Origin of the sequence: Streptomyces sp. NPDC006174, assembly GCF_040614075.1 — a bacterium.
GTDB lineage: Bacteria > Actinomycetota > Actinomycetes > Streptomycetales > Streptomycetaceae > Streptomyces.
Genome location: NZ_JBEXTJ010000003.1, coordinates 426,263 through 439,691 on the forward strand (window position 1 = coordinate 426,263; position 13,429 = coordinate 439,691).

At 70.8% G+C, this 13,429-nt stretch carries 11 protein-coding genes; 3 read left to right on the forward strand and 8 right to left on the reverse strand.

The genetic code is table 11. The features are described 5' to 3' along the window. Positions 1 to 3: 3 nt before the first annotated feature. Both ABZ267_RS09455 and ABZ267_RS09460 read right to left on the reverse strand, forming a co-directional pair. The gene (locus ABZ267_RS09455; RefSeq protein WP_356752019.1) at positions 4 to 618 is read right to left on the reverse strand and encodes a helix-turn-helix domain-containing protein; all 615 of its coding nucleotides are present in this window, start codon (positions 616 to 618) and stop codon (positions 4 to 6) included. Between the two features lie 79 nt (positions 619 to 697). Beyond that, positions 698 to 1,255, reverse strand: a complete 558-nt coding sequence (locus ABZ267_RS09460) for a PadR family transcriptional regulator (RefSeq protein ID WP_356752021.1) — start codon at positions 1,253 to 1,255, stop codon at positions 698 to 700. A gap of 133 nt (positions 1,256 to 1,388) precedes the next feature. Here ABZ267_RS09460 and ABZ267_RS09465 point away from each other — a divergent pair, with 133 nt between their 5' ends. Next, a complete protein-coding gene (locus ABZ267_RS09465) occupies positions 1,389 to 1,814 on the forward strand; it encodes a nuclear transport factor 2 family protein (protein ID WP_356752023.1) in 426 nt (141 codons plus the stop codon). Positions 1,815 to 1,833: 19 nt separating this feature from the next. On the opposite strand, the gene ABZ267_RS09470 is transcribed toward ABZ267_RS09465, so the two are convergent. Continuing rightward, complete coding sequence (locus tag ABZ267_RS09470) at positions 1,834 to 2,688, reverse strand: ABC transporter substrate-binding protein (RefSeq protein WP_356752025.1); 855 nt, start codon at positions 2,686 to 2,688, stop codon at positions 1,834 to 1,836. 227 nt (positions 2,689 to 2,915) lie between these two features. Between ABZ267_RS09470 and ABZ267_RS09475 the strand changes: the two genes are divergently transcribed. Continuing rightward, positions 2,916 to 3,761 (forward strand): M12 family metallo-peptidase, encoded by an 846-nt coding sequence (locus ABZ267_RS09475; protein ID WP_356752026.1) that lies wholly within the window; start codon positions 2,916 to 2,918, stop codon positions 3,759 to 3,761. Between the two features lie 64 nt (positions 3,762 to 3,825). Beyond that, a complete protein-coding gene (locus ABZ267_RS09480; protein WP_356752028.1) occupies positions 3,826 to 4,836 on the forward strand; it encodes a zinc-binding dehydrogenase in 1,011 nt (336 codons plus the stop codon). On the opposite strand, the gene ABZ267_RS09485 is transcribed toward ABZ267_RS09480, so the two are convergent. From ABZ267_RS09485 to ABZ267_RS09505, 5 genes are all read right to left on the reverse strand, one after another. Next, entirely contained in the window at positions 4,820 to 5,830 is a 1,011-nt protein-coding gene (locus ABZ267_RS09485; protein ID WP_356752030.1) for a YhjD/YihY/BrkB family envelope integrity protein, read from the reverse strand. The genes ABZ267_RS09480 and ABZ267_RS09485 overlap by 17 nt on opposite strands. A 154-nt stretch (positions 5,831 to 5,984) precedes the next feature. Next, entirely contained in the window at positions 5,985 to 6,302 is a 318-nt protein-coding gene (locus ABZ267_RS09490; protein ID WP_356752031.1) for a cupin, read from the reverse strand. A 205-nt stretch (positions 6,303 to 6,507) separates the two neighbouring features. Then, the gene (locus tag ABZ267_RS09495) at positions 6,508 to 7,515 is read right to left on the reverse strand and encodes a LacI family DNA-binding transcriptional regulator (RefSeq protein WP_356752033.1); all 1,008 of its coding nucleotides are present in this window, start codon (positions 7,513 to 7,515) and stop codon (positions 6,508 to 6,510) included. A gap of 120 nt (positions 7,516 to 7,635) precedes the next feature. Then, positions 7,636 to 11,925: a discoidin domain-containing protein gene (locus ABZ267_RS09500; RefSeq protein ID WP_356752035.1), complete on the reverse strand. Its 4,290-nt coding sequence runs from the start codon at positions 11,923 to 11,925 to the stop codon at positions 7,636 to 7,638. Positions 11,926 to 12,156: 231 nt separating this feature from the next. Then, positions 12,157 to 13,347 (reverse strand): S8 family peptidase, encoded by a 1,191-nt coding sequence (locus ABZ267_RS09505; protein WP_356752037.1) that lies wholly within the window; start codon positions 13,345 to 13,347, stop codon positions 12,157 to 12,159. Positions 13,348 to 13,429: the final 82 nt, after the last annotated feature.

Genomic DNA, 13,429 nt, shown 5'->3' on the forward strand with positions numbered 1-13,429 from the left:
CGCTCACGAGGCGTTCTCCGCCACGTCGGGGACGGGCTCCGGTGCCAGCGGCAGTCCCGCCGTGAACACCACGACCTGCTCGGCCCGGGGGTCGGCCTCGTCGCGGGCGGCCAGTTCGGTGATCTTCGCCGCGAGCGCCTCCCACAGCTCGGCCAGCGACTCCGGGGTCAGCCGGAGCAGGCTGTCGCTCAGCCCCGACGGCTCCTGCCAGGCGGCGTCCAGCCGGCCGCTCTCCAGGTCGGCCTCGTGGAGGGCCAGCGAGCGCTCCAGGTGTTCGAGCTGGCGGCGGCGGAGCGCGCCGAGCGCGGCCCGGCCGCCGGGAGCGCGGTGCATGGCCTCGTTGCTCCACGAGGTGAGCGTGTGCACGGACTTCCAGCGGCGCTCGCGGCTGTCGCGGTGGTCGGCCTCGGCGACGAACGCGTACTTGGCGAGCACCCGCAGGTGGTAGCTGGTGGAGGCCGACGAATCGCCCGTCCGCGCGGCCAGCTCGCTGGCGGTGGCCGGCCCGTGCTGTCGCAGCAGGCCGAGCAGCTCGATCCGCAGCGGATGGGTGAGGGCCTTGAGCGCGGCTCCATCGCGGTCGGGATCGAGTACGCGGCGGGTGGGTTCGCTGTCCATGGCAGCAGCGTAGGACGGACGACCAACTTTCCCAAAGTATTTTTGCAGAATATTTTTTGGAGAGTTGCGGCGGCTCCGTTCAGGCGGCGGACCGCGACCGCAGGACGTCGATGACCTCACGGCACCAGTCCCGGTTGGCGCGTTCGAAGGCGAGCCCGCGCCGACACGTCAGATAGGGCCCGATCCGCTCCCCGTACCGCAGGAACTCCTCCTCCGGCCGCTTGCCGCGCATCCCCGTCAGCAGCGCCTCGAACTGCGCGGCCCTGGCCTCGGCGAACTCCGCCCGCTCGGTGAGCCGCGCGATCAGCTCGGCGGCGTCGAGATGGTCCGCCGCCTGGACCTTGACCAGCAGGTCGTCCCGGATGAACGACGGCTTGGCGGCGACCGACGCGAACCGCTCCAGCGCGGCGAGACCGTCGTCGGTGACCCGGAACAGGCGCTTGTTGGGCCGGGCGTCCTGCACGACCTCGCGCCCGGCGACCAGGCCCTCCTTCTCCAGCTTGGCGAGCTCGGCGTACAGCTGCTGCGGCAGCGCGTGCCAGAAGTTCGCGACGCCCATGTCGAACGCCTTGGCCAGCTGGTATCCGCTCAGCTCCTCATCGAGCAGCGCCGCCAGTACGGCATGACGCAGAGCCATCGGGCCGCCTCCCTCTCCCCACTCACTCCCCCGCACCCCTGTCCAGGAGCACGCGACCCATGATAGTCAAGAAAGTGACTAGTCATATTTATGAGTAGTCACTTTCTTCAAAGCCATCCTTCGAGGAGACGCCATGACCACCGCAGTGGACCGCTTCCGCACCGCCGTCAACACCCGCGACCTCGGCGCTCTGGACGACCTGTTCACCGAGGACATCCGGTTCTACAGCCCGGTGAAGTTCACGCCGTTCGAGGGCCGGCCGATGGTGCTGGGCCTTTTCGGAGTGCTGCTGCGCACCTTCGAGGACTTCCGGTACGTCGGAGAGTTCGCCGGCACGGCGGAGACCGGCGTGGACGGGGCCGAGGCTCCGGCAGCGGTCCTGCTCTTCCGGGCCACCATGAACGGCAAGGAGATCCACGGCATCGACCTGGTCCACCTCGCCGAGGACGGCCGGATCAAGGAGTTCACGGTGATGGTGCGGCCCCAGTCCGCCGTCCACGCGCTCAGCGAGGCGGTCCTCGCCGGGCTCGTGGCCGACGGGCTGGTCCCGACGGAGTAGATGGCGCCCCTGAGGCGCCTTACCCCTCCAGCGCGTCCGCGACCAGACCGAGGAAGCGGGCGTGGTCGCGAGGGCCGTACAGGGGCTCCGGGTTCCACGGCACGACCGGCTCCCCGCCGTCCCGGCCCAGCTCGTCGAGCGGGGCGGCGTGGGCGCGGATGTCGGTGAGGATGACGTCCGGTTGGAGCGCGAAGGCGTCCGCCCGGCCGAGCGTGGACCAGTTGGCGCCAGGGCCCGGGGCCGGCTCCACCAGGCGGACGCCGAGGTCGGTGAGGACACGCAGTTCGGGCCACATCTTGGGGCGTGCGACATGGGCCTGGTCGTGTCCGGCCGGAGAGAGGGCCACCACGCGGGGCCCGTCGGTCCCGCCTGCGGCGGCGATCCTCCGCAGCCGCTCCCGTGCGGCGTCGAGATCGGCGTCCGCCTCCGCTCGGTGCTCGGCGCCGAGTGAGCGGGCCAGCTCGGCGAACCGGTCGCCGATCTCCGCGAACGTACGGGCCTGGCTCACATCGATGACGACGACGGGGACCCGCTCCTCCAGCGGCTTGGCGGTCTCCGGCGCCAGCCCGTACACATGGCCGTTGCCGTAGCTCACCGCGACCACCAGATCGGGCCGGCCGCTCAGCAGGCGCTCCACGTCCAGCGCGCTGCCGGCGCCGACGTACGCCACCTCGTCCAGCGGGAGCGTCCCGGTCTTGGCGCGGTCGGGGTCGGGGCCGTCATGGTCGGAGCCGAAGATCCCCTGCGGCCGGATGCCGAGGCCCCACAGCGTCGCCCCGGCCTGGACATAGGCGAGCACCCGCTCGGGCCGCCGGACCGCCGTCGACAGCTGACCCCGGTCGTCGGAGAACCGCCATTCGCACTGTTCCGTCATGTCACACACGCCCCTCTGCCACCGACTGCCGTACCGCTTGTGCGAGTTCGTACACGTGTACCTGCCCACCTGCCCACCGCCACATCCCTCCACCCGGCCTCGACCTTCGTACCGCCCGGTATCCAGCGCGACGGGCGGCAAAGTTCACCGAGTGTTAGAAAGAAGAGACGCTTGGTCATTCCGAGCAGCCCCCTCCGCCCGCCCTCTCCGGATGGAGTCAACTCCCCATGCACGCAATCTTCTTGAAAGCGACACTGGCCACCGGCCTCGCCGTCTCCCTCTGCGTTACCCCGTTCCTCGCCGAGCCCTCGGCGAGCGCCCCGGTCACTCCGGCGGCCGCTTCGGGGGTGTTGCGCTGCCCCGTCGTCGATGTGCTGGTGGTCCACACGCCCAAGGCAGCAAAGCGGGTCGGCGGCGAACACCGGGTCCCGGCCTCGGCCCAGCGGATCGCGACCCGGATGAACCGCTCACTGGCGGCGGACGGGCTCTGCGGGATCATCCGGGTCGTCCGCCCGTACACGGCGAAGGGGTACGACGGCTCGGAGGAGTTCCGCGCCGCGTACGCCGTGCTGAAGGACCACACCTCGGGGCTCGGGCGCCAGGTGCACGAGCAGCGCGAGCGGTACGGCGCCGATCTGGTGACGCTCGTCGTGGAGCGGGCCGAGCGCGGCGGCGGCACGGCGGACTACACGCCCGCTCTCGACAGCTCCACTCACGAGTACGCGTACGCGGTCGTCGAGGTCGACGGCATCGAGCTGGACACGGCGAGCCACGAGATCGGGCACAACCTGGGCCTGGCACACGACCGTACGACGCTGGCGTCGGACACCGGCGGGTCGATGAACGTGAGCCGCACCCGCCCGTACAACACCGGCTGGATCACCGAGGACGGCCGCCACTACACCCTCATGGCGTACCGCGCCGCGTGCGGCACCCACTGCAAGCGGATCAGCCGGTTCTCCAGCGCCGAGGGGCTCTGGAAGGGCCACCGGCTCGGCGACGCGTCGAACGACAGTGTGCGGGTGCTGCGCGAGACGATGCCGATCGTGGCCGGATACCGTTCGAAGGCCTGACCGGCCGGGTCCCGTGGCCCGCGACCGGGCCGTACTGTCATGCCGCCACGACAAGGACCCTGCCATGGACCGCATGCGCGCCGTGCGCCTGCACCTGCCCACCCGCACGCTCTCCGTCGAGGAGGTGGCGAAGCCGGTGCCGGGGCCTGGCGAGGTGCTGGTGAAGGTGGCGGCGGCCGGAGTCTGTCTCTCCGATGTGCATCTTGTCGACGGCACACTCACGCCGCTGTATCTGCAGGAAGAATCGGTCACTCTGGGCCATGAGGTGGCCGGGACGGTCGAGACGCTGGGACCGGAGGTCGACGGCTGGACGGCCGGACAGCGGGTGGTCCTCCAGGCCGGTGAGCGGCGCGACGGCCGGACGCACACGCGAGGTGTCGATTACGACGGTGGCTGGGCCGAGTACGCCGTGGCCTCCGCCACCACCCTCGTCGCCCTGCCCCTCACGCTCCCGCTCGACCAGGCGGCGATCATCCCGGACGCGGTCTCGACCCCGTGGGCGGCGGTGACCGTCACCGGTGACGTACGCCCGGCGCAGGCCGTCGGGGTCTGGGGCGCGGGCGGTCTCGGGGCGCACGCCGTCCAGCTGCTGCGAGCCGTGGGCGCGTACCCGGTGATCGCGGTGGATCCGGTCCCTGCCGCCCGCGACCGGGCCCTGCACTTCGGAGCCGACCTGGCGCTGGACTCCGGCGATCCGCGCCTGCGTGAGCAGGTGCTCGGCGCGACGGGCGGCGCGGGCCTGGAGGCGGCCTTCGACTTCGCGGGCGTACCGGATGTCCGGGAGCAGGCGTTGAGCGTGCTGGCGCCGAAGGGGCGCCTGGTGCTGGTGGGGCTGAGCGACCAGCCGCTGACGGTCGACCGCTCCACCCGGTTCAGCTACCTCCAGCACCGGATCCTCGGGCACTACGGCTCCGAGGAGCACCATGTGGCGCAGCTCGTCCGGCTCGCCGAGGGCGGGCGGCTGGACTTCTCCCGGTCGGTCACCGGCGTACTGCCGCTGGACCAGGCGGCGGTGGCGGTGCGGCGGATGGAGACCAAGGAAGGCGATCCGGTGCGCCTCATCCTGCGGCCGTAGCGGGCCCCTCGCGAGGCTTCTTCTCCGGCTCGTCCGTCGGACCCTCCTCGGGCTCCTTACGAGGCGCCTCACCGGGCTTCTCCTTCGACGCCTTCTCCGGCTTCTTCTCCGGCTCCGGGCGGGCCAGCTCCACGTTGAACTGGGCGCCGGCGAGCAGCGAGAGGTTGGCGAACCAGACCCAGATCAGGAAGACGACGAGTCCGGCGAGAGAGCCGTAGAGCCTGCTGTAGCTGCCGACCTGGGTCGCGTACAGAGCGAAGAGGGCCGACGCGGTGAGCCAGAGGAACGCGGCCAGGACCCCGCCCGGCAGGCCTCGGCGGATGCCGCGCGCCGAGCGGGGGCCGGTGCTGAAGAGGACCATGATCAGGCAGGCGACGAGGCAGACCAGCAGCGGCCACTTCAGCGCCGCCCACAACGTCTCGCCCTCGTGCGGCAGGCCCACGCGGCGGCCGAGCCAGCGGGCCAGGGGCCCGGTCAGGACGAGAGCGAAGGCGCTGGTCATCAGGAGGACGAGCAGGCCGATCGCGGAGACGACGATGATGTGCGCCTGCCGCAGCGGCGGGCGGTGGTCGCTCACGCCGTGCATGGCGTGCATCGCGCGGCGGAAGACCGCGAGGTAGCTGCACGCGGACCAGACGGCGCTCACGGAACCGGTCCCGACCAGCAGCCAGACGGCGGAGCGCTGCTCGGTGGCCGCCTCCAGCGGGCGGCGCAGCGCCTCTCCGGACTCGGCCGGGGCGAAGGCGGTGATGTCGGCGATGAGGGCGGTGGTCGCGTCGGGGTTGGCGAGGCCGATCATGGAGACGGTGACGAGGAGGGCCGGGAGCAGCGCGAGGATGGCGTAGTACGTCAGGGCGGCGGCCCAGTCGGTGATGTCGTCGTTCCACAGCGAGAGGGGCGTGCGGCGCAGGGCGGCGAGCCAGCTGCGCGGCGTGCGGGAGCGTCCGGCGGCGGGCGCGGCGGGTTCCGCGGCTGCGGCGGTCTGGGTGGTCAAGCTGGTTCTCCGGGGACGTGGTCGGACGCGGCGGGGCGGGGTGCTCGTCCGTCGGACGTCCCGGCTTCCCTCGATCCTCTCCTGCCACGTCCCGGCCCGGACACACCTGCCCGGCCGTGCGGCTTCCGGCTGCTCCGTGAGCGGTCGGCGGAGGTCAGTCGTTGACGGCCGTGAGCAGCACCACCGCGTCGTCGAGGGCCAGCAGCCCGTGGCGCTCCTGCGGGATCGCGTGGAGCGTGCCGGCCGGGAGCTCGGCGTCACCGGAGTCGGCGGTGAGGCGGACCGTGCCGCGCAGCACCAGGAGGGAGGCGGCGGGCGGCGCGTTGTGCTCGTCGAGCGCCGAGCCGGAGGTAAGGGCGATCACCGTCTGGCGCAAAGGCGGTTCCTGGATCAGGAGGTGCGCGCTGCGGCCGTGCGCGGAGGCACGCGCGGCGGTCAGGTGCTCATCGGCGAGTGCGTTGAGGTCGTCCATGGTGCCCACTCTGCCGCAGCGTCTGCCGCCCCGCGATCCTGCCGGAGAACGGAGACGGGAGACAGGAGACCGGAGGCCGGGCACCGAGCGGCCGGGCGGATAGCGGATATGGAAGGCACCCGCAGAACATCCGCAGGATTGACCTCATGTTTCGCAATTGTCAGACAGCCGTACGCATAAGCCGACGATCCCCTTCGGCCACGCCTCAGCGTGGCGCCTTCGCCGTCGAGCCGCGTACCACCAGCTCCGGCTCGAACAGCAGCTCACCGGGCGGTACCGCGCCGCCCTGGATGCCCGCGCAGAGCAGCTCCACGGCCGCTCGGCCCATGGCCTCGATGGGCTGGCGGATGGTGGTGAGCGGCGGTTCGGTGCAGCTCATGAAGGCCGAGTCGTCGAAACCCACGACCGAGACGTCCGACGGCACTCCGAGGCCGCGCCTGCGGGCCGCCCGGACCGCGCCGAGTGCCAGCGGGTCGCTGGCACAGATGATGCCGGTGACACCACGCTCCAGCAGCCGGGAGGCGGCCGCCTGGCCGCCTTCCAGCGAGAACATCGAGCGCTCGACGTCCTCCTCGGCGAGCCGGCCGCCGGTGGCCTCGGCGACCGAGCGCGCCGCCGCCAGCTTGCGGCGGGACGGCACATGGTCGGATGGGCCGATCACCACGCCGATGCGCTCGTGGCCGAGAGAGGCCAGGTGGCGCCAGGCGCGCTCGATGGCGACCGCGTCGTCACAGGAGACACACGGGAAGTCGAGGCCTTCTATAGGGGCGTTGATCAGCACGACAGGGATTCTTCGCTCGGCGAGCCGGTGGTAGTGCTCGTGCGCCTCGTCGGCCTGCGCGAAGAGCCCGCCGGCGAAGACCACGCCGGAGACCTGCTGCTGGAGCAGGAGATCCACGTAATCCGCCTCCGAGACACCGCCCTTGGTCTGCGTGCACAGGACCGGCGTGAGCCCTTGCTGCGCGAGGGCTCCGCCGATCACCTCGGCGAAGGCCGGGAAGATCGGGTTCTGCAGCTCCGGCAGGACGAGGCCGACCAGCCGGGCCCGCTCGCCGCGCAGCTGGGTGGGCCGCTCGTAGCCGAGGACGTCCAGCGCCGTGAGCACGGACTGCCGGGTGGCGCGGGAGACCCCGGGCTTGCCGTTGAGCACCCGGCTCACCGTGGCCTCGCTGACCCCAACCTTCTTGGCTACCTGAGCAAGTCGTCGCGTCATGGCCGCAAGGCTAACGTAAGCACTGCAAGTCTCCGACTTCTCGATGCAAGGAATGTACGCGGAAGGGGCGCCTCCCGGCCGACGGGAAGCGCCCTCTCCCTGCGATGTTCCGGCTCCTCGCTACGGATTGATGTTGATCTTGAAGGTGGAGGTGGTGTTCCGGATGTCCTGGGCGTTGTTGCTGAGCCTCAGACCGTTGAAGGTGACCTCACCGACCGCCGGACCCTGTCCCGACTCCGGCATCTCGTTGGCCCAGAGCCCGAAGCCGGACTTGGCGTCGAAGGCGTCACCGCTCTTGCGCGCGCCGGAGATGGAGATGTCGGTGAGCACGGTGTCCTTGATCGGGAACTGCGGCTGTCCGCCGACGTAGTTCGTCTGGAACATGATGCCGCTGTACGTCGGATCGACGATGTCCACGTTGGAGATCCGGATGCCCTGGAACACCTTGGAGGCCGAGAAGAGCCAGATTCCGGGGAAGGTCTGCGAACCCCAGAAGTGGCCGCCGGACCGGACGATCGAGACGTTCTCGATCTTCGTCGGCTGCGTCCCGAAGCCGTTCATCGGGTAGCCGAAGTCCAGCGAGCTGACCGTGATCCCGGAGTACACCAGGGTGTCGGCGATGTGGATGTTGCGGAAGGTGTTGTCGTAGCCGCCGTAGACGGCCACGCCCGCCGCGCGCCAGGTGAGGATCGAGGTCAGGTTCTCGTAGACGTTGTTCTTCATGTCGGCTCCTCCGGCGTCGATCGCCGAGAAGAGCGCGAAGCTGTCGTCACCGGTGGCGCGGGCCTCGTTGTTGGTGACGAGGTTGTCGGTGGACCCGTTGGTCATGTTGATGCCGTCGGCGAACATGTTGCGGATCCGGGAGTTCTTGATGGTGATGTTGTCGGTGTTGGCGCCCCAGTAGAGGCACACCATGTGCTCGTTCCAGATGTTGTCGATGACGATGTCCGACACGTTGGAGAAGTCGAACACCTTGCCCGGACCGTCGATGCGGGAGGTGTAGTTGCCGAAGTAGGCGAAGTTGGCGAACGACGATCCCTTGGCACTGGCCTCGGCCCGGAAGCCGATGTCGGTGTTGTCCTGCGTGGTCGGAGCGTTGAACCGGGTGTACCAGGGCCCGGCGCCGACCACCTTGACCGCCTTGCCGTACACCTGGAACTTGCTCGCCGTGCTGTACTCGCCCGCCGGCAGGTAGACGCCGACCAGGTTTCCGGTGGTGTCCATGCGGACCCGGTCCAAGGCGTTCTGGACGTCCTGGTGCGTAAACCCGGTCGGCACGGTGTACGTGGCGGGGTTCGGGTTGGCGACCGGTGCGACCTGCTCCAGGCTGACGAAGTCGATCGCGTACGCGGAGGAGTTGGCGGCGTCCTTCTGGAGCCGGATCTTGGCGCCGGCCGGGACCGTCCGGCCCAGCATGACATTGGCCTCGTCGTAGATGTGGCGGGGCGCTCCGGCGCTCGGGGAGTTGCCGGGTGCGGCCTCGTTGCCGTACAGCCAGGCGTACTTGGAGGTGAGGTCGACGGCCTTGAGGAAGGTGCCGTCGACGTAGACGTTGAGCGTCGAGTTGATCCCGCCGCCGCTCGCGGAGTCCGGGATGGAGAACCGGGTGACCAGCGTGTTGGTGGACTTCCTGGTGGTGAACTCCACATAGTTGCCGGTGTTGTTGAGCGTGACGGCCTTGCGTCCGGACGCCTCGCCCGCGATGTCGCCGACGGTCCGGTTCGGGCCGACGACCTGGGCGCCGCCGCCGGTGGTGCCGTCCTCCGCCTCGTACATGTCGTACGGCATGTTGGCGCCGCGTCCGACGAAGAGGGACTCGGTGGAGGTGTTGTTCTCGCGCTTGACCGGGAGTTCGTTGGCGTCGGCCGCCAGGACCGTGCGCAGGGTGTACGAGCCGTTGGCGGCGGCCCAGGTGCCGAGCGGGACCGGTGCGGTGGTGGCGCCGGCCGCGATGACGCCGGTGTGCGCGCCGGTGAAGGTCTTCACCGTGGCGCCCTGGGAGTTGAGCAGCGTCAGCGTGATGCCGTGGCTGCCGCTCGCGGAGGCGATGGTGCCCTGGTTCTTGATGGCGACGGAGAAGGTGACCGTGTCGCCTGCGGCCGGGGCTGAGGGCGAGGTGGTGACGGACGCGGTGACCAGGTCGGAGCTGGAGACCGGCTGCACGACCAGTGGAGAGGCGGCCGTGTAGGTGTTGTTGGTCTCGTTCTGCTCGATGACCTCGCTCGTAGGGTCGGCGACCGCGCTCAGGACGTAACTGCCCGCGCCTCGGGCGCCGATGGCGGCGCTGACCTGGGTGGAGGCACCGGCGGCCAGAGCGCCGACGTTGCCGGTGGCGACCTTGGAGCCGCCGAGCCGGAAGTCGATCTTGCTCGCCGGTGCGGCGATCGCGCCCGCGTTGCGGACGGTGGCGGTCAGCGTGATGGCGTCGGACTCCACCGGGGAGGCGGGCGACGCGGTGATGCCGGTGACCTGGAGGTCGGGGTTGGCCGCCGAAGTGCCCAGCACCTGGAACTCCGCGACCTGGCCGGCGCCGGAGCCGCTGTTGGCGGTGAACTTCAGCTGGACGTCGGCGACGCGGGCGGTCACCGGGATGGTCACCGTGTTGCCGCTCGCCGGGCTCAAGGCGTAATCCTTCGCTGCGACAAGGGAGTTGAAGGACGAGGCGCTCTGCTCGCGGCCCAGGACCTCGATGCGCTGGGTGCGCGGTCCCCAGCTGCTGTCCGGGTTGAGCTTGACGACGACGTTCTGCGTGTCGGCGTTGGAGCCGAGCTGGACGGTGAGCGTGTTCGGGTAACTGCCGCCCGCGCCTTCCCAGTAGGTGGCGGTGTTGTTGTCGTTGGCGTTGGCGGCGACGAAGGTGTGCACCACCGAGGAGGCCGTGATCGGCTTGTTGACCGCGAGGTTGGAGGCGGCGCCGGTGGAGCCGTTGCGGGTCACGGTGTTGCTGCTGGTGGAGACGTTGCCCGCCGCGTCCTTCGCCCGGACGAAGTAGCTGACGGTGGTGGTGGCCGGCTGGGTGTCGGTGTACGTCAGGACGTTGCCCGCGACCGAGCCGCGCAGCACGTTGTTGGCGTAGACGTCGTAGCCCGTGACGCCCCTGTTGTCGGTGGAGGCCTGCCAGGTGAGCCGGATCTGCCCGGCAGCCGGCTCGGTGAGCGCGAGCGCGGTCGGTGCGGTGGGTGCCTGGGTGTCGCCGGTGTCGCCGGTGCGGGTCACGGTGTTGCTGTTGGCCGAGACGTTCCCGGCCGCGTCCTTGGCGCGCACATGGTACGAGACGGTCTGTCCGGCCGGGCGGGTGTCGGTGTACGTGGTGGCGTTGCCCGCGACGGAGGCCAGCAGCGTGTTGTCGGCGTAGACGTCGTAGCCGGTGACGCCGGTGTTGTCCGTGGACGCCTTCCAGGTCAGCCGGATCTGGCCGGTGGCGGGCTCGGTGAACGCCAGGTCGGCCGGTGCGGTCGGGGCCTGGGTGTCGCCGGTGGCGGGCCCGTAGACCTCCAGCTCGGCCAACTGGGCTGACGGGCTGCCGGTGTTGGCGGTGACCAGGACGCGGACGTACCGGGTGGTCGTGGGATCGAAGGAGATCGTCGCCGACTGCCCGCCCGCCGCGTCGAAGCGGTAGTCCTTGGCGGCGGTGAGGTCGGTGAACTCCGTGCCGTTGGCGGAGGCTTGGAGCTTCAGCGTCTGGCTGCGCGCGGCCCAGCCGTCGGGCAGCCGCAGGACGACGCGGTCCACGCGGACCGAGGCTCCGAGGTCGGCCTCGATCCACTGCGGGAAGGCGTTCTCCCGGCTCGCCCAGTAGCTGGTCCGGTTGCCGTCGCTGGCGTTGACGGCGACGTGACTTCCGTTGCTGCTGCTCGCCTTGAGGGTCTTCCCGGCGGCGAGGTTTGCGGAGGAGGCGGCGGCCGCCCGCACCTCCAGCTCCGAGAGCTGCGCGGCCTGCCAGCCGGTGTTGGCGGTGATGTGCACCCGGACGAAGCGGGTCAGCGTGGCCGGGAAGGAGACCTTCACCGTGTTGGCGGAGCCCGGGGTGAAGGAGTAGGCGGCCGAGCTCTTCAGCGTGGCGAAGCTGGTGCCGTCCGCGCTGCCCTGGAGCGACAGGGTCTGCGAGCGGCTCTCCCAGGACGGCGGGAGCTTCAGGGTCACCTCGTCGACCCGCGCCGATGTGCCGAGGTCGGTCTGCACCCACTGGGGCAGGTTGCCGCCCGCGCTCTCCCAGTACGTCGACGCGTTGCCGTCGGTGATGTTCGGGGCCGGGTACTCGGCATGGGCGCTGCCGGCGGCCGCGGCCCGGCCCGCGGCGAGGTTGGGGCCGTCGGCCGCCGAGGCGGTGAGCGACGGCCAGCCGATCATCAGAAGACTGGTCGTGACCACAGCGGATATCGCCCGCCATCTCCAGCGTTGGGCTCTCATAGCTCCCCGATCTTCGGCCTCGGCGCACGGCGCGACGAGGGCGCGGCTCTGGATCCGTAGTCAGGAAACACGCGATTCTGCACGCACTACGGCTTGGTTTTGCGTTGTGCGGTCAGAGAGTTGCAGAGAAATGAGAGACCGTCCACTGTTCCGACAACAGCCGGACGCAGAAGGGGCCGGTGAGCGGACGGCGCGTCGGCCATCGCTCACCGGCCCCCGGCCGGCGGTGTGTCAGAGGCCGCCGGTGTAGAGCAGCAGATCCGGTGAGCCCTGGCCGAGGCCGGAGAGCACGTCCGGGGTGGCGGTGTCGGTCAGCCAGCGCGTCACGGCGGCGGGCGTGGCCGAGGGGTTCTCCTCCTTGTGGAGAGCGGCGACGCCCGCGACGTGCGGGCTGGCCATGGAGGTGCCGTTCAGGGAGACGGTGCCTCCGCCGAGCTTCGCGGAGACGATGTCGGCGCCGGGAGCGTAGAGCGTCACGCACGAGCCCCAGTTGCTGAACGCGGTCTCCCGGTCCTGCCGGTCGCTCGCGCCCACCGTGACCACACCGTCGGCCGCGGCCGGCGAGACGTCACAGGCGTCCTGGTCCTCGTTGCCCGCCGCCACCACCGGCACGACGCCCGCGTCCGCGACGGCTTCGACCGCCGCGTCGACGGCACGGGAACGGGCCCCGCCGAGCGAGGCGTTCAGGACGGCCGGGGTGGAGCCGGCCGCCGCGTCCTTGGCCACCCAGTCGAACCCGGCGATGATGCCGGCCCAGGTGCCCCGGCCCTGGCAGTTCAGGACTCGCACGCTGACCAGCGACGCGTCCTTCGCCACGCCGGAGGTCGCGCCTCCGACCGTGCCGGCGACATGGGTGCCGTGGCCGTTGCAGTCCTGTCCGTCACGGCCGTCGCCGACCGCGTCGTAGCCGCTCACGACCCGGCTGCCGAATTCCGCGTGACCGGCCTCGATCCCGGTGTCGACGACGTACACCTTCACGCCGTCACCCGTGGCGGTGGTGGTGAACGTGTCGTCCAGCGGCAGCGCGCGCTGGTCGATCCGGTCGGTGCCCCAGGTGGCGGCCGGGGCCCGGAAGAGGCCGCCCGTCCTCGGCGCCTCCACGGCCACTTCGGCGTTCTCCTCGACGGCGAGCACGCCGGGGACGGCCCGCACGGCCTCCAGTTCGGTGGCGGTCAGCGTGACGGCGAACCCGTGCAGGACGTTCCCGTACGTGAACAACGGGCGGAGCCCGAACTCCTTCAGGACGGCGTCCGAAGAGAGTCCGGGCTCCAGGGTGACGATGTACTGCCCGGGGACGGCCCGGGCGGAGCGCTCCACCGGGACCCCTTCCGGTCCGGTGTCGGCGGCGGCCGGGGTGGTGGTGCCGATCAGCGGCGCGATCAGCAGCAGGGCTGCCGGGGCCCATCGGGCGCGCAGGCGCATGCAGGTCTCCTTGGGTGGGGTTCGTTCGCGGTGCTGGTGTGCGGACGCGAAGCGCGAATACCCGGTCCTTCGTCCCCGCCCG

Coding starts and splice junctions, on each gene's coding strand:
- ABZ267_RS09455 (WP_356752019.1), bottom strand. CDS start 618: ATGGACAGCGAACCCACCCGCCGCGTACTCGATCCCGACCGCGATGGA.
- ABZ267_RS09460 (WP_356752021.1), bottom strand. CDS start 1,255: ATGGCTCTGCGTCATGCCGTACTGGCGGCGCTGCTCGATGAGGAGCTG.
- ABZ267_RS09465 (WP_356752023.1), top strand. CDS start 1,389: ATGACCACCGCAGTGGACCGCTTCCGCACCGCCGTCAACACCCGCGAC.
- ABZ267_RS09470 (WP_356752025.1), bottom strand. CDS start 2,688: ATGACGGAACAGTGCGAATGGCGGTTCTCCGACGACCGGGGTCAGCTG.
- ABZ267_RS09475 (WP_356752026.1), top strand. CDS start 2,916: ATGCACGCAATCTTCTTGAAAGCGACACTGGCCACCGGCCTCGCCGTC.
- ABZ267_RS09480 (WP_356752028.1), top strand. CDS start 3,826: ATGGACCGCATGCGCGCCGTGCGCCTGCACCTGCCCACCCGCACGCTC.
- ABZ267_RS09490 (WP_356752031.1), bottom strand. CDS start 6,302: ATGGACGACCTCAACGCACTCGCCGATGAGCACCTGACCGCCGCGCGT.
- ABZ267_RS09495 (WP_356752033.1), bottom strand. CDS start 7,515: ATGACGCGACGACTTGCTCAGGTAGCCAAGAAGGTTGGGGTCAGCGAG.
- ABZ267_RS09500 (WP_356752035.1), bottom strand. CDS start 11,925: ATGAGAGCCCAACGCTGGAGATGGCGGGCGATATCCGCTGTGGTCACG.
- ABZ267_RS09505 (WP_356752037.1), bottom strand. CDS start 13,347: ATGCGCCTGCGCGCCCGATGGGCCCCGGCAGCCCTGCTGCTGATCGCG.